General features: G+C 53.3%; 20 protein-coding genes. 4 read left to right on the top strand and 16 right to left on the bottom strand.

Translation table 11 applies throughout. The annotated features are described in order from the left end of the window. Positions 1-23 precede the first annotated feature (23 nt). The 5 genes from ACFQI7_RS02345 to ACFQI7_RS02365 form a co-directional block, all read right to left on the bottom strand. Complete coding sequence (locus ACFQI7_RS02345) at positions 24-1,421, bottom strand: sulfatase-like hydrolase/transferase (protein WP_218096794.1); 1,398 nt, start codon at positions 1,419-1,421, stop codon at positions 24-26. A 125-nt stretch (positions 1,422-1,546) separates the two neighbouring features. Beyond that, a complete protein-coding gene (locus ACFQI7_RS02350) occupies positions 1,547-2,992 on the bottom strand; it encodes a sulfatase family protein (RefSeq protein ID WP_218096795.1) in 1,446 nt (481 codons plus the stop codon). Next, on the bottom strand, positions 2,989-3,588 hold the full coding sequence (gene cysC / locus ACFQI7_RS02355) for an adenylyl-sulfate kinase (RefSeq protein WP_218096796.1): 600 nt from the start codon (positions 3,586-3,588) through the stop codon (positions 2,989-2,991). The genes ACFQI7_RS02350 and cysC overlap by 4 nt, the downstream gene beginning before the upstream one ends. Before the next feature lie 40 nt (positions 3,589-3,628). Then, positions 3,629-4,627: a Gfo/Idh/MocA family protein gene (locus tag ACFQI7_RS02360; RefSeq protein ID WP_218096797.1), complete on the bottom strand. Its 999-nt coding sequence runs from the start codon at positions 4,625-4,627 to the stop codon at positions 3,629-3,631. Positions 4,628-4,888: 261 nt separating this feature from the next. Then, on the bottom strand, positions 4,889-5,530 hold the full coding sequence (locus ACFQI7_RS02365; protein ID WP_218096798.1) for a DUF2306 domain-containing protein: 642 nt from the start codon (positions 5,528-5,530) through the stop codon (positions 4,889-4,891). Positions 5,531-5,721: 191 nt separating this feature from the next. On the opposite strand from ACFQI7_RS02365, the gene ACFQI7_RS02370 reads away from it, so the two are divergent. The 3 genes from ACFQI7_RS02370 to ACFQI7_RS02380 all read left to right on the top strand — a co-directional run bounded on the left by ACFQI7_RS02370 (position 5,722) and on the right by ACFQI7_RS02380 (position 7,206). Then, the gene (locus tag ACFQI7_RS02370) at positions 5,722-5,952 is read left to right on the top strand and encodes a hypothetical protein (RefSeq protein WP_218096799.1); all 231 of its coding nucleotides are present in this window, start codon (positions 5,722-5,724) and stop codon (positions 5,950-5,952) included. A gap of 303 nt (positions 5,953-6,255) precedes the next feature. Further along, complete coding sequence (locus tag ACFQI7_RS02375) at positions 6,256-6,549, top strand: hypothetical protein (protein ID WP_218096800.1); 294 nt, start codon at positions 6,256-6,258, stop codon at positions 6,547-6,549. 321 nt (positions 6,550-6,870) lie between these two features. Beyond that, a complete protein-coding gene (locus tag ACFQI7_RS02380; RefSeq protein WP_218096801.1) occupies positions 6,871-7,206 on the top strand; it encodes a 2Fe-2S iron-sulfur cluster-binding protein in 336 nt (111 codons plus the stop codon). Between the two features lie 130 nt (positions 7,207-7,336). On the opposite strand, the gene ACFQI7_RS02385 is transcribed toward ACFQI7_RS02380, so the two are convergent. The 11 genes from ACFQI7_RS02385 to ACFQI7_RS02435 form a co-directional block, all read right to left on the bottom strand. After that, a complete protein-coding gene (locus ACFQI7_RS02385; RefSeq protein ID WP_218096802.1) occupies positions 7,337-7,633 on the bottom strand; it encodes a hypothetical protein in 297 nt (98 codons plus the stop codon). A gap of 28 nt (positions 7,634-7,661) precedes the next feature. Continuing rightward, positions 7,662-8,150 (bottom strand): RidA family protein, encoded by a 489-nt coding sequence (locus tag ACFQI7_RS02390; RefSeq protein ID WP_230414595.1) that lies wholly within the window; start codon positions 8,148-8,150, stop codon positions 7,662-7,664. 73 nt (positions 8,151-8,223) lie between these two features. Continuing rightward, a complete protein-coding gene (locus ACFQI7_RS02395) occupies positions 8,224-8,508 on the bottom strand; it encodes a 2Fe-2S iron-sulfur cluster-binding protein (RefSeq protein ID WP_218096804.1) in 285 nt (94 codons plus the stop codon). Positions 8,509-8,552: 44 nt separating this feature from the next. After that, positions 8,553-9,230 carry a GntR family transcriptional regulator gene (locus ACFQI7_RS02400; RefSeq protein ID WP_218096805.1) on the bottom strand — a complete coding sequence of 226 codons (678 nt, stop codon included), beginning with the start codon at positions 9,228-9,230 and terminating at the stop codon, positions 8,553-8,555. 86 nt (positions 9,231-9,316) lie between these two features. Then, entirely contained in the window at positions 9,317-9,847 is a 531-nt protein-coding gene (locus ACFQI7_RS02405; RefSeq protein WP_218096806.1) for a chromate transporter, read from the bottom strand. Then, on the bottom strand, positions 9,844-10,434 hold the full coding sequence (locus ACFQI7_RS02410) for a chromate transporter (RefSeq protein ID WP_218096807.1): 591 nt from the start codon (positions 10,432-10,434) through the stop codon (positions 9,844-9,846). The genes ACFQI7_RS02405 and ACFQI7_RS02410 overlap by 4 nt, the downstream gene beginning before the upstream one ends. A 44-nt stretch (positions 10,435-10,478) precedes the next feature. Further along, positions 10,479-10,952, bottom strand: coding sequence for a GlcG/HbpS family heme-binding protein (locus ACFQI7_RS02415; protein WP_218096808.1), 474 nt, complete (start codon positions 10,950-10,952; stop codon positions 10,479-10,481). 31 nt (positions 10,953-10,983) lie between these two features. After that, a complete protein-coding gene (locus ACFQI7_RS02420; protein ID WP_218096809.1) occupies positions 10,984-12,465 on the bottom strand; it encodes an aldehyde dehydrogenase family protein in 1,482 nt (493 codons plus the stop codon). A 158-nt stretch (positions 12,466-12,623) separates the two neighbouring features. Next, complete coding sequence (locus ACFQI7_RS02425) at positions 12,624-13,334, bottom strand: TenA family transcriptional regulator (RefSeq protein ID WP_218096810.1); 711 nt, start codon at positions 13,332-13,334, stop codon at positions 12,624-12,626. A 191-nt stretch (positions 13,335-13,525) separates the two neighbouring features. After that, a complete protein-coding gene (locus tag ACFQI7_RS02430) occupies positions 13,526-14,983 on the bottom strand; it encodes a hypothetical protein (RefSeq protein ID WP_218096811.1) in 1,458 nt (485 codons plus the stop codon). Between the two features lie 2 nt (positions 14,984-14,985). After that, positions 14,986-15,732, bottom strand: coding sequence for a creatininase family protein (locus ACFQI7_RS02435; protein WP_218096812.1), 747 nt, complete (start codon positions 15,730-15,732; stop codon positions 14,986-14,988). A gap of 156 nt (positions 15,733-15,888) precedes the next feature. Between ACFQI7_RS02435 and yyaC the strand changes: the two genes are divergently transcribed. Further along, positions 15,889-16,497 (top strand): spore protease YyaC, encoded by a 609-nt coding sequence (gene yyaC, locus ACFQI7_RS02440; RefSeq protein ID WP_218096813.1) that lies wholly within the window; start codon positions 15,889-15,891, stop codon positions 16,495-16,497. Positions 16,498-16,512: the final 15 nt, after the last annotated feature.

Below are 16,512 nucleotides of genomic sequence, written 5' to 3' on the forward strand. Positions count from 1 at the left end.
ATTATGTTACTTTCGTTCGCGGTTTACAATTTATTCCCAAGCAGGAGCTGGTCTTTCATCCAATGGTTCGCTGCGAGGCCGTCTCCGTCTTGAATAAGCTGAAGGTATAGGGCCGTTCGAAGCTGCTTAACGGTATCGGCGGCAGCCGGGTCGGTAATGCGGTTGTTCAATTCGCCGGGATCCTGCGCCAAATCGTACAGCTCATCCACATCGGTTGTATTCCAAATGTATTTCCAATCTTTAGTGCGGATCATCCGCTGAGTGTATAAACCGAACTGCTGGCCGTTATAGGATGCCACGACGGCATCCCGCCAGTCCGTCGGCGCATTTCCCCCGCCTTGCAGCAGCGGCAGTAACGAACGTCCCTGCATCGAATCGGGCGCCTGCAGTTCCAGCAGCTCCAAGATCGTCGGAGGCACGTCCAGCAAATTATAAACGAACGCGTCGCACACCGTTCCCGGCGCGGACAGGCCCGGGTACTTGACGATCAACGGAACTTTGACCACATCGTCGTACAGGATGTAATGCTTATCCATCATCCGGTGGGCTCCGCACATATCGCCGTGGTCGGAAGTGAAGACGACGATCGTTTCGTCCGCGATGCCGAGCGCTTCCAGCTGCTGCAGGACGAGTCCGACCGCGTCGTCGACTTGACTGACCATCCCGTAATAGCGAGCGACGACGGGCTGCCAGTCCGACCACTTATAGTGATGTACCTGCCAATTGAGGAGCTGCTGCCGCTGAATATACGGCTTGTTGAGGAAGTTGTCCTGGAAGTTGTGCCACTCGGGGATCGCATCGGGGTCGTACATGGATGCGAAACGGCCGGCGGGCCTGCAGGGCAGGTGCGGTTCGGAGAAATTCAGCCGAATATGCCAAGGTGTCCCCGTTGCTGTCAGTTCACTGATGCTGTCTACCGTTTGCCTGGCAAACCAATGCGTTCTTGCATCCTCCAGCGGAATCGGATCCGCCTCCCCGAAATAACCATGCGTGTATTTCACTTGCGGGTAGCGATTCGCCTTGAAATGCTGGTAATCCCCTTCTCCTACATACCGCTCGTACCCGTAGCATGTCGGGTCATGTTCCGGATGCACGCCCCACTTGCCGAAATATCGGGCACGATAGCCTAGCGCGGCGAGTTCTCTGGGCCAAACATACTGCTCCGGGGCCAAACCGGGAATCGGAAGCGCGATGTTAAAGTTCCACAAGCTTCCGAACGTCTCCGCCCGCCGTCCATTCATGAACGATTGTCTGGCCGGACAGCACAGCGGAATATGCGTATAGGCATGGGAAAACCCCATGCCCTCGGACGCAAGCCGATCCAGGTTCGGCGTATGTACGGGATAGCCCCGGCTGTATCCTACGCAGTCGTAGCGCAGCTGATCGGCCATAATGATTAACAGGTTCGGTCGTTTCTGCATCGCTAAACGATCCTTTCGTTTTCATTCTTGCGGTACGCACGGTGGAACCGCAGGTTCGTTACAACAGCTTCCTTTTTTCGACGCCGCTGCCGGTTTACGCGTTGTGCGATTGTACGACGCAGGCATTACTTCGCCCCGCCCGGAACGATGCCATACGCTTTCTGCGCGTGAAGCGCATCGAAACGCTCGCGATTCGGATGACGGAGCCATTCTTCCCAAGTTAATCCGACGTCGGACAAAATCTTCTCGATCCGGTTGCGGAACGGCAGTCCCAGCTCCCGCAGCTGCCGGATCATCGGATCTTGGCGGCCTTGCAGCTTTGCGTCTACCCAGTCGCTCAGCTGCCGATCCAGAGCGTCGGCCGTTTCCGGAAGCATTTCCGCCAAGTTGACCGTCTCTTCCGGATCGGCGAGCAAATCGTACAGCTCCCTCGGCGGACGGGAGAACGGCCCCGCATCCAGCGTGCGGATGAACTTGTACCGCTCGCTGCGAATGCCGCGGGCGGCCTGCCAGGCGCATTCGCTAAGATAGATTGCGGCATGCGTCCGGTCGGTCTCGCCGCGGATCGTGCTCCACAGGCTGTGCCCGTCCAGCCCCGCAGGCGCGGTGAGACGGGACGGATCGGTCCCCGACGACGCCGCCATCCGCGCAGCCTCCAGTACCGTCGGCATCAAATCCGCCTGCTGGACGAGTCCTTTCACCCGCCGTCCCTCCGGGACGGCTCCCGGCCATCTCATGATCACCGGAACGTGAACGGTCGTCTCGTACAAGCCGCAATGGTCCCAGTAGATGCCATGCTCCGTCAAGCTTTCGCCATGATCCCCGAACAGGATAAGTAGAGTGTCCTCGCGAATCCCTTGTTCCTCCAAGTAATCGTCGAGCTCCCGGAGCAGATCGTCCAAATACCGGATTTCCGCGTCATACAGCGCGTTAATGTACTCGGCGTCGGTGACGGGGCCGAGCAAGTCGTAATGGTGGTGCTTAAAGAACGGGTAAGCCATGTGATTATATGCGCCTTCCATACTAAGGTTCGCCGGGTCATAAGCGTTGCGGCCGGCCTCGTAAAACAGGGGCACGTATCGTTCCGGCGGCAAATAGGGCGTATGCGGGTCCCAATAGTGAAGGAACAAAAAAAAGTTCTCGTCCTTATGTTCCTTAATCCACGGCTTGGCCAAATCGTTAATGGTTCTTCCGTCGATCCAGCGTTTCCCTCCGACGCTGTTGATATAATAGCGGTAACCGCGCGCGAACCATTCTTTGAGCTGATACAAATTGTCTACCGCGCCTGTCGTAAACCCGGCCGAACGAAGCAGCGTCGGCAGCCATTCGGTCGATTTCGGGAGCATGCCCAGCTCCGAACCGTGCGATACGACTCCGGTCGTGAGCCCCACCTTTCCGGTAAATATACCAGTATGGGCAACCTCCGTCGGAATGTCGGCGGCATATGCGTTCTCGAACAATACGCCCTGCGATGCAATTTCATCGATATACGGGCTGGTCGGTTTGGCATAACCGTAGCAGCCCAGCCGCGAAGCCCGCATCGTATCGAGAGAGATCATAATGATTTTCATGGCAGCCGCCTCCTCGCAAATGCCGCTTTCTCATTCTCAGGCACAGCGCTGCCGCTGGTTGCTGCCGTGCGCTGGATCAGCCATTCCATAATCGCAAGACTATTTTCTTCGACGGAATGAAGCGCCGTGTTTATAAGAATATCCGGCTGAAGCGGCTCCTCGTACGGATCGGAAATGCCTGTAAACGCCGTGATTTCCTGTCTTCGCGCCTTCGCGTACAGTCCTTTAACGTCTCTTCGCTCGCACTCTTCCAACGGGCACTGCACATAGATTTCGGCAAAACCGGGAATCCGGCTGCGAACATAATCCCTCATTTCGCGATAAGGGGTAATGGCCGATACAAGCACAATGACCCCTTGCCTCGACAGCAGCCCGGCCACGTAGGCGATGCGCCGTATGTTTTCAAACCGGTCGTCGCGGCTGAAGCCGAGACCTTTGCAGATCGTTTCGCGAAGTTCGTCGCCGTCGAGTAGTTCTACACGGCGTCCGGCGTCTTTCAGCAGCTGAAAAAGCTGCCTCGCCGTCGTCGTCTTACCCGAACCGGACAGTCCGGTAAACCAAAGTACAATTCCATCGGTATGGTCATTCGCGTTCATAGCCGCCGCTCCTCTCGAATGCTTTACCGCGCAAGCGATTTCATTTGGGCACATCAATGACGGCACCGTTTCTCATCTGCGATGCGATCGCCGCTTCGATGACTTCCTGAGCCGCCAAAGCATCTTCGCCGGAAGCTTCGATCTGTTCGGGAGGCACCCCTTCTTTTATCTGACTGATAAACCGCTCGATCCGGTTTTTGAACGTATCGTCAAATCCTTGCATGCCGCGGAATATCGGATTGCGCATCACGAGCAGCTCGTCGCTCTTGTGGGGATAAAACGTAAAGCTCTCGTACACGTTATCGATCACAAAGCGTCCTTGATTGCCTGCAACTTCGCAATATTCAATCGGATGCTTCATCGACATATCGTAGCTGCCGGTCAAATGCCCGACCGCACCGTTCTCGAATTCCATATTCACCGAAGCGGTCGACCAGGTGCTGCGTCCTTCCGCTTTGGTCATGAACGCCTGCACCCGGCGCACGTTGCCCATAAAGTAGCGCATCACATCAATCGAATGCGGATGCAGGGCGCGCATATGGAACCATTCGCTCGCTTCGGATTTATTATCGATCGTCAGCCGCATATTGATAAACAACGGCGACCCCAACGATCCTCGTGTCAGCAGCTCTTTCCCTTTCGCGGCTGCCGGCGTGAAGCGATGGTTCAAGTTGCAGGCCAGCCGCACGCCCTGCTCCCGCGCAAATCGCACCATCTCTCTCGCTTCCTCCACGCGGTTGGAAATCGGCTTCTCCACGAGCACGTCTTTGCCCGCCGCCATCGCGATCATGGCCGGCTCGAAATGATGGCTCCCTTTCTCCACCCCGGCCGTTGCTACGCACACGACGTCAATATCCTCATGTTCCAGCATCGCACGTATATCCGTGTAAGCATTCACCTGATATTCGCGCGCGGCGGCGTTCGCTCGTTCCTCCATCAAATCGCATACCGCAGCAAGCTGCGTATCCGGATTTTGCGAATAATATTTGCAGTGAACCTTTCCGATGTTGTTCACGCCGACGACGGCTACTTTGATCATGTCATCCATCCTTTCTTCTTGTTACATCATAGTACCGGCAATCATACAGTAGCACCGGCTCGCATAACCCGAGTCGCCCATAGCTTCATTGTACGATTGTTTGGAGGCTTAGGGCATTGCTGATTTAGACAACTGCATTGTCGATCCGGTCATGATGCTTTTCACCCCCGCTGCTCCCGGTAAACTTCCAATCGTTTTCGCTTTGCCCTGCACATGCGAAAAACCATCGCTGTATAAGCAATGGTTTTTTATAAATGCCCGCTACCCGGTACGACGCGCGAAGATCCATTCGCATATCAACAAGTTGAGGACAAGGCCTACCCAAATATTCACTTCCAGCACCGGCCCGATCGCAGCCTGCACTCCCCCTGCCGGCGTTCCATGCGACGCAATATAGGCCAGCAGGCACAACGGCGTAACGACGCGCGCCGTCGCCGCGACAAGCGTTACCGCGTAACTTCGCAGCATCCAAAGCCGATGTTCCTCCAGCCGTCCTTGTCGAATCCTGCGATACCCTTTCCAGCTCGTAATGAACCATAACAGCGCCAAGGTGATAAAGGCAAGCTGGCGAATGAAACTTTCGGTATACATCCCTACGACGAGTGCTGTTATTCCGCCGACCGCAATGCAGCCCAGATAGATGCGACCGATTAATCGGTGCAGGTGCACGTATTTGGCGCGGATACCGGGAACAAACTGGATCCAACCCGTAGCCAAAGCCAGAAACGACGTAAAAATATGCACAAGCAGCAGCGGATAGTGGATGGACAAAGCAGGGCTGAGCTTCACGCGGCTGTACGCAGGGTCGAACAGCAGGTACGGGGCGATTGCGAATATAGCGGCCGCTGCAAGCAGCAGGAAGACGACGCTCCGCGCAAGCCGATTATTTCCGTTCATTCTCATCGATTCGCATCCTTTCGGAAAAAGGGGACTTCGTCCAGCTCCCCGGCTCTCTCCATCATAGACGCCAATTATAAACAATGCTGAAATCATTTCTAAAAAAAGTGTAAAAATCGGCAGATGCAGGAACCCACCCACACGCAATCCTTTTCAAAACATATAATGGACAACTACAGTGTAAAGGAGGTAACCACATGTCAGCCGTTTCCATGTACAAACAATGCAAAAGAAACGTTGGCCGAAACGTCAGAATTAAAGCTAAAAACGGAAATACGTATACCGGTAAAATCGTAAAAGTAACCGGCAAAAAGGTATATCTGAAAGTGACATCCGTGCGTAGCGGAAACAAAGTTCACACTTCATTTTTCCCTTTTTTGCTGCCGCTCGTGCTGTTCGACCTGTTGGCGGTCACTTTGCTGATTTGATCCGCAGTTTTAAGAAAATGATGCAAGTGTCAACCTTGTGTTGGCACTTTTTTTTGATGATGCAGCTTATCGCCAGGACGAAGCGTATGCGGGATTTCCCAGTGTGCCTCTGTGCGCGCCAGCTACGGATTTGCACGGCGGGTGGTCAGCTTGAATGGACAAGCCTCATAACGGCTCTGTTTTCTCATTGCGGTAATTTTACACTTGGTATTGGCCAATTTTATTAATGTCATGAATAATTTACAATTTTATGTCATACGTTTTTTAGTACTTCAATACCCTTCCATTAAAGGAGTGATTTTCATGAAGGCGCTAAAAACGAAATTAAGTGTGCTTGTGGTATGTTCCAGCTTGATTTTACCGAATGCGGTAAGTGCTGCAACGGCGACTACGACGGCGACGGATAAGGCCAAGGAGATTCCGACCTACACGAACTCGATCGCTCAAACGAAAGTAAACGGCATTTCCGTCCCCGGGATATATATAGTGACCAAAGATTCGAGAGTAGCCCTCATTCCCGATGGAATCGGGATTGTCGTGGTCCATAAAGACATTAAGCTGCCGGCAGGCTCCCGCTACATCACGGCAACGGAGTAAGCGGAAAAAAGCCGCATAGCTCGCTCCTCTCACTTATTTTTCGTACCGGGCAATTCAAGCGCTGGCACGAGGATATCAATCGATAACAAGCCAAAAACCGGGCAGCAAGCTTCCCGGTTTTTTTACGTACGTATATTTTATTGAAGCATTTTCTTCCGTTGTATCTCCTTCCTATGTTGGAAGGTTGGCTGCACTCTAAATGAAGATCCGGTCATGCACATTTATCGTCCGTTCCGCCGGCATGACTACAATTGCATTTGGTATACCATAAACCAATATAGTATGTTATAATAGGCATATACCGTATGGGAGGGATGCCTTGTGCCATCAGTGACTCTGCAAACGTCAGGCAAAACCATCGAAGTTGCAAACGATACCAATCTTCTGAGAATGTCCATCCGATATGAAGGTTCTGTTCCTTACAAATGCGGCGGCGGCTTATGCGGCACTTGCCGGGTTCGTATTGTCGAAGGAAATGAAAGCGTTAGCAAAGTAATGAAGAAAGAAATCGACCGATTGGGCCAAGACAAGATCGATCAAGGCTACCGGCTGGCCTGTCAAACTTTTGTTACCGGCGACGTCACGATAGCATGGGGCGAAGAAGATCTCGAGCGTTTGAACAAAATCGCTCAACGCCGTATTAATGCGGCTCAATAACGAATGTATAAATACGCATGGTAAGTACAGCGGTTTCGGATCATCATCCGGACTGCTTTTTTATGTTCTGGTGACGGAGAAAAAAAGAAAAACGCAGCATTTTGCGAACGCCGCGCCTTTCTCTTACAGATTATACTTTAACAACTTTGCTTTCGTCGTCGATATCCAGTTCGTATATTTCCTTCTCGATTTCGGCCGTCGATTCAAATTTCGGGAACACTTTGAGCGGTATGCTGTTGTCCGGAAAAACTTCGGCGATTCCCTGGATGACGATTCTCGTATCGTGATTTTTAATTTTGCAGATGGAAAACGTCGTTTTTTTCTTGCCGAAGAAATAGTAATCGTAGTCGGCGATTTTCTCCAAATCCGGATTGTCGGTTACCGTCCGGTAGCGTTCCGTCGTGGATACCAAAATGTATTCGCTCATGTTCAAAACCTCCGCATGGTTAGAATGATTAGACGAATGATCCGAATGATTCGTAACGAACGATAAGTTCCACTTCGACCGCCGCGCCGCCCGGTAATGATGCGACGCCGATCGCCGAGCGAGCATGAACGCCTTTTTCGCCGAATACGTCGACGAGCAAATCCGATGCGCCGTTAAGCACGGCAGGAAGATCGGTAAACTCCGGAGTCGCGTTAATAAAGCCTTCCATTTTGATAATGCTGACTACGCGGTCCAAGTCCCCCAAGGCCGCCCGCAGCGTCCCCAGTTGATTGATAATGCACTGCCTGGCCGCTTGATAGCCTTGTTCCGGCGTCAATTCCTGTCCTATTTTTCCTTTGTATTGCAGGACGCCGCCGACCTTCGGGGTCACGCCGCTTAAATAAAGGATCGGATCCACCATCGTAAAAGGCACGTAGTTGCCGCTCGGTTTAGGCAAAGACTCCAGCTTGATGTTCAGTTCCTTCAGTTTCGCTTCAGCTTGTCCGGATTGTTGCACCAGGCGTCCCCTCCTGCATTGTGACTGACAGCAACTAGATCGTTGACAGTTCTCAATCATCTGCGACTCACCGCTATTCCTGACGTATTTCAAGATCATCCGTAATATATAATTGGCATGCAAGACGGAACCCTTCGCTGAGTTTATCGCCAAGCATTTTGTTTTCTTTCCAATTCGGCTCGGGGAGCTTCTCTCCTCCGGAAACCACTTTGACCATGCATTTGGTGCACTTGCCCATACCGCAGCCATATTTCAGATGGGGGAATTTTTTTATTCCGGCTAACACTACCAAGTTGCTGTTTGCGCTTACTTCTTGTTGAAACACTTGGCCGTTTTGATGCAATATGATATTCGGCATACAAAAAACCTCCATCTAGCGCATGAATCATGACTTTGCTTTCGTTATTCTCTTTCGAGCGCTTCCATATAAGCTTTCTTAGAATTTTCAATATGAATTTTGATCAAATTTTCGGCCAGCTCCGATTCGCCGTTACGCAGCGCCTTCGCCAAATCCCGGTGCTCCTCCATTGCCTTACGCTGCCGTCCCGGCAGCTCGTAGCCGACCTGAACGAAAGCACGGATGTAATCGGACAAGCCGTCGAGCATCTGCGTTAATCGCGGACTTTGCGCCGCGCGGCAAATGACATCGTTAATCGCAAAGTGAAACTTGTCGCCCGGCTCCACAGTGCCAGGCTTGGCTAGAGCCGCATCAATCTCGTGAATAATAGCGGTCCATTGTTCCGCATGCGTCGGCTTCGACTTTTGAACAGCCAGCTTCACCGCCAAGCTTTCCAAAGCGGACAAAATCGTGAAGATTTCGATAATTTCTTCCGGCGTCAGCTTGGAGACGACGACGCCTTTGCGTGGAAGCGTCTTCACGAATCCTTGGGATTCGAGGCGAAACAACGCTTCGCGGATCGGCGTACGGCTCACGTTCAGTTGATCCGCAAGTTCCCGCTCGATAATGCGGTCGCCCGATTTGTACACGCCCTGCACAATGGCTTGTTTAATATATTGATACACTTTATCGCGAATTGGACTCAGTTCTTCATCTTTCCATACGACTGGCAGATCCGGCATTTGGTATACCCCCGATATGAGTTTTTCTTAAGTGTAATGGATATCATGTCATCATTCAACATCAAATCGGAGGCAAACTTGTCGGATCAAGAGAGCACTAACGCTCCGTATACCAGTGCGAGTCCCACAACGACGGCGGGGTGAATCTTCCATTTCTCCAGAGCGACGAAGCTGACCGCCGACAGGATGGCCGTCTGCCAAATGCCGGACGACTGATACGCGCTTGTGAAAAACTGCAGCGCGAGCGTCGCGAGCAGGACGGCCACGATCGGCCGGACAATTTGCGTCATCGCCGCCACCTGCGGAGAAGCTTTGAAAAAATCGAGAAATTTGAACAATATAACCATGGCGATGGCCGTCGGCGCGATGGTGGCGATCAAAGCGACAGCGGCGCCTGGAATGCCGGCGACTTGATAGCCGATATATCCGGCCAGCTTCGTAGCGATCGGACTCGGCAGCGCATTCCCAAGCGCCAGCACATCGCCGAACTGCTCCATCGTCATCCACCCGAAATGATCGACCACTTCCGCTTGCAAGAGCGGAATGATCGGCGGGCCGCCTCCATAGCCCAAAATATTGGGAACGAAAAATGCCCAAAAAATTTCAAGTAGCGTCATGCGGAAAAACCCCTGTCCGAATCGGCTTTCTTCTTCTTCTTCCTGCGCTCCAGAACGTACGTGGACTCGATAAAAGCGTAAGCAAGCGCGATGCCTATAAGTAATCCCGGATTTAAGTCGAGCAGCATAAGCGCGATGACCGAGACGAGCGTCCAGGCGAGCGTCCTGCTTTTCGTCCAGCTTTTCCAGGACTTCTTGAAAAATTCATAAGCCATGACGGCCATCATTACGCCGATCACCGGTTGCATGCCGTGCGTCATGCCGCCGACGATGCCGGAATCTTTCAGCTTGTAGATAAGGCCGAGCAGCAGGATCATGCCGGCGAGGACGGGAATGACCATCGCCGCGATGGCGATAAAAGCGCCAAGCGCCCCCTTCACCTTGTAACCGATGTAGCCGGCCATTTTGGTAGCTATCGGTCCGGGCAGCGCATTGCCCATCGCCAGGACGTCCGTAAACTCCTCGTCCGTCATCCAGCTGTATTTTTGTACGGCTTCGGCATGGACAAGCGGAATCATAGTGGGCCCGCCGCCATAGCCGAGCAGCCCGATCCGGAAAAAACCGAGGAACAGATTCCAGTATTGCATCTTAGCCTCCGTCCGCAGCGGATCACATGAACGGCAATGATTTCTTATTTCTTAATGTCCGCCTGCGTCATGACGTCGTATCCGCTGCCTAACTTAGTTTGAAGCGCTTTTAAAGCCGCCGTGCCGACCGCCGTATCCTGCTCCCCGTTGCCGCCGCTGACGCCGACGCCGCCGACGACTTCGCCGTTCACGACGATCGGGAATCCGCCGACGAAGATGGCGAACTTACCGGGCATCATCACGTGAATGCCGAACGCTTCGCCGGTCGTCGTCGCCGGTCCGCCCGGCTGATTGAACAGATGCGTGGAGCGCTTGTGGCCGCTCGCCGTGAACGCTTTCGCCATCGCAATTTCCGGGCCGGTGATGCGCGCGCCGTTCATGCGTTCCATGGCGATCACATACCCACCATCATCCACGATGCATATCGTTTCCAGGGCGTTCACTTCTTCCGCCGCTTGTTTCGCGGCTTCCATCATCACTTTCGCTTCTTCCAATTCCAGCCTCAACACGGATTTCACCCGAATGCCTCCATTCTGCATCAATTAGCAATCAATCGGCGATGCTGCGAACGCCGTGGTATACGGTTTTGGTGTGCGTGTAAAATTCGAGCGCCTCGCGTCCCGATTCGCGGTAAGTGGCCGTACTGGACATTTTGACGCCTCCGAACGGCGCGTTGTACGCAACGCCTGTCGTCGGGCGGTTGATTTTGACCATACCGGCTTCGATGCTGTGGACAAATTGCTGCATCCGGTTCGGATCGGAAGTGCAAATTGCCGCAGCCAAGCCGAATTCCACATCGTTGGCGACCTCCATCGCTTCCCTAAAGCTTGCGACGCGGATTACCGAGATGACCGGCCCGAATATTTCCTCCTGCGCGATGCGCATCTTCGGCATAACGCCCGTGAACACCGCCGGTCTGACGTAATAACCATCAGTCAGTTCGCCCTCGGTTAGCCGCTCCCCGCCAAACGCGAGTTCCGCGCCTTCGTTTTTGCCGATTTCGATATACTCCAGCACGTTCTTGAGCTGGCTGGCGTTGGCAAGCGGACCGACTTCGATCCCTTTGTGCAGCCCGTTTCCGACGGTGAGCGTTCTCGTCTTCTCGATCAGCTTGGCAACGAACGTGTCATGTACGGAATCCATCACGATAACTCGGCTCGTTCCGGTACAAGCTTGGCCGGTCAATTCAAACCCGCCTTTGATCGTAAGTTCAGCCGCTTCGTCCATATCGGCATCGTCCATCACGATGAGCGGGTTTTTGCCGCCAAGCTCCAGTTGGACGCGTGTGGACAAACGCACGGAACGATTGATGTTCTCTCCGGCACCGGTCGAACCGGTAAACGTAACCGCTTTGACAGCCGGATGCGTCACAAGCGGCTTGCCGGTTCTGGAAGCCGAGCCGGTCACGAAATTGATGACGCCTGCCGGCAGCCCGGCTTCATGCAGCGCCTGAACGAGGCGAAGTGCGATGAGCGGCGTATCCGACGCCGGTTTGAACACGACCGTGTTGCCGGTTACGAGCGCCGGCGCGATTTTACGAACCGGAATCGAGATCGGGAAATTCCACGGAGTAATGACGGTGACGACGCCCAAAGGCTCGGTTCTCGTATATACGAAAGTCGTCGGGTCATCGGACGGAAGCGTATCGCCGGTCACGTTTAATCCTTCCGAGGCGTAGTAGCGCAGCGTTTGTGCGGAGCGCTTCACTTCCATTCGGCTGCTGGCGAGCGTCTTGCCTTCCTCTCTCGTAAGCTCTTCCGCATACTGCTCCAGGCCCGCTTCAAGCAAATCGGCCGCTTTATACATTATTTCCGCCCGCTTGGAAGGGGCCGTGTAGCGCCAAATTCGGAAAGCGCGCTCCGCCGCCTCGATTGCTTGGACAACGTCTTCCTCGACCGACGCCTGGAACCGTCCGACGATATCCGAGACGCGGGCCGGATTTACGCTTTCGAACGTTTCTCCGCTCGCCGATGGCACCCATTCTCCATTAATCAGGTTTTTGTACGTTTCCACTGCCGTTTGAATCGCCATGTGAATCCCCTTTCTTTCAAAGTTGAAGAATGGAAGAACGGTTATCCGTTTGCTCCGCCGGCTGCTTCTCAAGGCCAGTTCAGAGCAGTTGGGCTTGTTTACATCAATTCCCGAGAAAACGTATTTCTCGGGAATTATGGTTTTGCTTTATTGCCGGTCTATTCCAGACAGAACTCACGAGAGATGGCCGCGATGTACATTCTGCGCATTTTCGTCGCTTCTTCCACGATTTTAATGCAGCGCTGCTGGTCTTCCGGCGTTCTTGCATACTCCAGTACGATTTGGTAGCCGCGCTCGCCGTGGATTTCGTCGGATACGATGTGAAGGTCGAAGAACTCGACTTCCTCATCCGTAAATCCGTAATGATCGCGAAGCGTTGGCGTTTGTCGGCGGTAGATCGCCGGCACTTGCGATTCAAGACCGACTACGAGCGCCGCGGTGGCGAACAGGAAGTTTTCTTTGAACGCCATCCGGTAGCACCAGGATTGCAAGCCGATCGTCTCCGGCAGCAGATGCTGCATCGATTCGACGCGCTCTCGGGTCGTTCCGCAAGCTTCGCCGAAGCGGATCAACAGATCGGTGTGGCGGTCGCCGCCGAGCTCTTCCTCCCACATATTTTGCAGCAGGAAGTCTCTGGCGTCCTCATGCGGACAGTTGGCGTAAATATAAGCGAGGTATTCAGCGAACGGACCGACGTAAGCGTAATGCTGTTCCACCCAACGGGCGAAATGTTCTTTCTTCAATTCGCCGTTGGCCCACATCGTCGTAAAAGGAGCTTTAGCAACTGCATTTCCTTCAATCGCTTGCTCAAGTGCATAGCGGAATTCCTCTTTGTTCATTAAGCGGGCTTTCGTTGCGATTTCTGTCATCTGAAACTCTCCTCTCGAATTGTAAAATGTAGGTTGGAACCAGGCTTGCCTCCAGTCCGATCGTACGCGAACCGGAATGTTGTAACCGCTGTCAAACAACTTTGTAACCGCTATCAAATTACTGATTGTACTTGGTATATTGTATACCAAAATGATTCTGGCTTTATTATTACTTACGATGGGCTTGTCTGTCAACCACCATTTTTGAGCAGCAGCAGCAGAACCATCACAAGCACCAGATAGGCCGCGGTAAACGGCGCGTTCCAGTTGGACACTTTATACGAGCTGTGACCGATCAGATTCGACATCATCCCGGCCGTTGCATTATACGGCCCCATCAGGAATGCCGTTGCCGCCCCCGCCAGCATCGCAATCGCCGTAATCTCCACGGAAATGCCCAGCGCATGCGGGTTCAGCGACTCCGCTGTCAACGCCAGGCCTACAGCCGGATGCAGGCCGATGAAAGCAAGCACCAGCGGAATGAGCGGAATCAGCAGCAGGAACACGTCGGCTCCGACGAAATTTTTTACGTCGAGAATCCACGCATTAAGCGTATGCCCCGCCCCGGTGGTCTGGATGGCGGAGATCATAAATCCGGCGCTCAGGAAGACAAAAAACTGCTCCTTCATCTTGAGCACTTGCTCGGGAAGCATTTTTCCGCTCATCGCCAGAAACGCTTTTCCTTTCCCAAGCAGCAGCGACCACGCGAACCCGAACGGGATAACGACGATCGAGACGAGCAGAAGAAAGCTCAAATGCATAAACTGCTCCATCACGAAGATGAGTCCGTTAAAAACGACGATTGCGATCAAAATTTGTACCGGATGGTATGCTTTCTCTTCACCGGAACCGGGCCGATTCCGCTGATTGGGTTGATTCGGTTGCGTGAACGGGTCCGGTTGAACAATCGGGCTCGACTCAGGAAACGGCTCCCGCGCCGCGGATACTTCTTCTAGCACCGATTGGTCGACACGCTTCTGCCTGCGTTTGGCAATCCATGCCCCCATAAACCAGTCCAGTGCGAGTCCTAGCAAGCTGAACGGAATGACGATCGGCAGGATCGCACTCCATTTGACCCCCGTCATCTCAACGACAATCCCGACAATCGGGGCAACGGGCGTCCACAAAATCGGCATGCTGTAGCCGTGCGTAATCGCGCGGCTGATGAACCGCTCCTTCTGCTCGATCGGATAATAATCCAGCGAAGGCCGAATGCTGTGGTACATCATCGGCAGCGTCGCCAAATTCATAAAAGAGCTGAGGACATAGGATAATAAGGAAGTAACGGAATAGAGCGCGCCTGAATGTTTGATTTTGCTTTGAATCATCGACCGCACCTTAGCCGCATACCGCCCCAGCTGGATCGGCAGCGCGATTAACGGAATGAGCGCGAACAAGCTTAAAATGTTCAGCATGTTGCCGAATCCTAGCACATAGCTTTGCCATGACGATCCGCCTGCAATAAGCAAAGCGACGCCGATGGTCAAAAATACCGCCCCGATCCCCTGCACGAAACGTTTGACGGAGCGAAATACGACGAGAACGATCAGCAGGCTGAGCACGGAAACGACGTATTTAAGCCATTCGTTCGGATATACGGCTGAGCATAAATAAGCGGCGATGGCGGCCAGAAACAAGAGCGGCTTCATGGCTACAGCACTTCTCTTACGGCCTTCGCCAATCGTTCCAACGCGGTCTCCACGATTTCCTTTCCGATATCCGCACTCGCTTTGGTCGCGTCGCCGAGGCATCCGTTGCGCGTCATTTCCTCGTAATAATAAAATCCTTGCAGCGGATTGCCGGGGCGTAGCTTTCGCCACCGTCCTTCCTGAAAATCCGCTTTCTCCAGCTTATCGGTGCGCACAAGATGCGGCGCCAAATAAAGCGCTTCGGAAACTTCTCGGTCGCAGCTGTGACCGTATAGCTTCGATTCGATTCGCCGATCCATCACGTCTTTGGCGGAAGCCGTCGTTTTGGCGTAAAAAATGTCCACTCCTAGTTCCGGCGTGAGCATGTCCACTGCTACGCCAAGCGTCGCCTGGTTGCCGCCATGGGAATTCAGGATCAGAAACTTGCCGATGCCGTGCTGCTTCAATGATTTGATCATGTCGCGGAGGATGGCGATGAGCGTCGTCGGCTCCAAAGAAATCGTGCCTGGAAAATGAATATGGTGCGGCGATACTCCCATATTAATGGTTGGCGTCATGATCGCATCCGGATACAGCTTCTCCGCCAGCCGTTTGCCCATCTCTTCGGCGAGGACGGCATCGCAGCTCTCCGCCATATGCGGACCGTGCTGCTCGTGCGCACCAAGCGGAATAATCGCGATGCGGACCGTCTCGAGCGCTTCCTTCACTTCCGGCCAAGTCATCCGGGTTAATACATACGCCGTCGTCATAGGTTCAAAACTCCCTCCATTTATGGTATATTGTATACCATATGTCTGAAAGATCACAAAATGTTTCGTTTTGTTTCTTTGTATTTTCCGATTCATCCATTATCATTGAAGTATAACCTTACGACACGATGAAAAAAGCAAAAGCAGGTGGACCTCATGCATTATTGTCATTATCTGGATAAAAAATCGACGGCTTATTTATCGGACGCCATCGTCAAACATTATATGAAATCGCCGGAGTACACTGAAATCGTTATCGTATGCGTCGGCACCAATCGTTACTCGGGCGATGCGCTCGGCCCCCTGGTCGGGAGCCGGCTGTCCGAGCGGTTCGATGGCCACCGTTATGTTCGAATTTACGGAACGTCGGAAAAGCCCGTCCATGCGCTGAATCTTTTGAAGACGCTGACGCATATCGCCAAGCATCACAGCCGGGCGTATGTCATCGCGGTCGATGCCTGCCTCGGACAGTTTTATAAAATCGGGACGCTTCAAGTCGTGGAAGAGCCGCTTCAACCGGGCGGCAGTCTGGACAAACAACTTCCTCCCGTCGGGTCGCTTCATATCAAAGGCATCGTCAACAACTACGGTCCTTTGAATCATAAAGTGCTCGAGCATACGAGCTTGACGTTCGTAGACGAGATGGTCGCGGTCGTCAGCCGCATTCTGGTGAAAGCGTGCCAAGATATCGCGCCGCGGCTCGTATCCGCCGAACAGCAGCGTTCGGAACTGCAGGCGCCAAACCATTTGTCTTCTGCGACATAAACCTGGTTTGACGCC

Origin of the sequence: Paenibacillus allorhizosphaerae (genome assembly GCF_042659105.1) — a bacterium.
Lineage (GTDB): Bacteria > Bacillota > Bacilli > Paenibacillales > NBRC-103111 > Paenibacillus_G > Paenibacillus_G allorhizosphaerae.

Bases quoted from the DNA above. Each gene is read 5' to 3' on its own strand.
- ACFQI7_RS02345 (WP_218096794.1), bottom strand. From the start codon at position 1,421: ATGCAGAAACGACCGAACCTGTTAATCATTATGGCCGATCAGCTGCGC.
- ACFQI7_RS02350 (WP_218096795.1), bottom strand. From the start codon at position 2,992: ATGAAAATCATTATGATCTCTCTCGATACGATGCGGGCTTCGCGGCTG.
- cysC (WP_218096796.1), bottom strand. From the start codon at position 3,588: ATGAACGCGAATGACCATACCGATGGAATTGTACTTTGGTTTACCGGA.
- ACFQI7_RS02360 (WP_218096797.1), bottom strand. From the start codon at position 4,627: ATGATCAAAGTAGCCGTCGTCGGCGTGAACAACATCGGAAAGGTTCAC.
- ACFQI7_RS02365 (WP_218096798.1), bottom strand. From the start codon at position 5,530: ATGAGAATGAACGGAAATAATCGGCTTGCGCGGAGCGTCGTCTTCCTG.
- ACFQI7_RS02370 (WP_218096799.1), top strand. From the start codon at position 5,722: ATGTCAGCCGTTTCCATGTACAAACAATGCAAAAGAAACGTTGGCCGA.
- ACFQI7_RS02375 (WP_218096800.1), top strand. From the start codon at position 6,256: ATGAAGGCGCTAAAAACGAAATTAAGTGTGCTTGTGGTATGTTCCAGC.
- ACFQI7_RS02385 (WP_218096802.1), bottom strand. From the start codon at position 7,633: ATGAGCGAATACATTTTGGTATCCACGACGGAACGCTACCGGACGGTA.
- ACFQI7_RS02395 (WP_218096804.1), bottom strand. From the start codon at position 8,508: ATGCCGAATATCATATTGCATCAAAACGGCCAAGTGTTTCAACAAGAA.
- ACFQI7_RS02400 (WP_218096805.1), bottom strand. From the start codon at position 9,230: ATGCCGGATCTGCCAGTCGTATGGAAAGATGAAGAACTGAGTCCAATT.
- ACFQI7_RS02405 (WP_218096806.1), bottom strand. From the start codon at position 9,847: ATGACGCTACTTGAAATTTTTTGGGCATTTTTCGTTCCCAATATTTTG.
- ACFQI7_RS02410 (WP_218096807.1), bottom strand. From the start codon at position 10,434: ATGCAATACTGGAATCTGTTCCTCGGTTTTTTCCGGATCGGGCTGCTC.
- ACFQI7_RS02420 (WP_218096809.1), bottom strand. From the start codon at position 12,465: ATGGCGATTCAAACGGCAGTGGAAACGTACAAAAACCTGATTAATGGA.
- ACFQI7_RS02425 (WP_218096810.1), bottom strand. From the start codon at position 13,334: ATGACAGAAATCGCAACGAAAGCCCGCTTAATGAACAAAGAGGAATTC.
- ACFQI7_RS02430 (WP_218096811.1), bottom strand. From the start codon at position 14,983: ATGAAGCCGCTCTTGTTTCTGGCCGCCATCGCCGCTTATTTATGCTCA.
- ACFQI7_RS02435 (WP_218096812.1), bottom strand. From the start codon at position 15,732: ATGACGACGGCGTATGTATTAACCCGGATGACTTGGCCGGAAGTGAAG.
- yyaC (WP_218096813.1), top strand. From the start codon at position 15,889: ATGCATTATTGTCATTATCTGGATAAAAAATCGACGGCTTATTTATCG.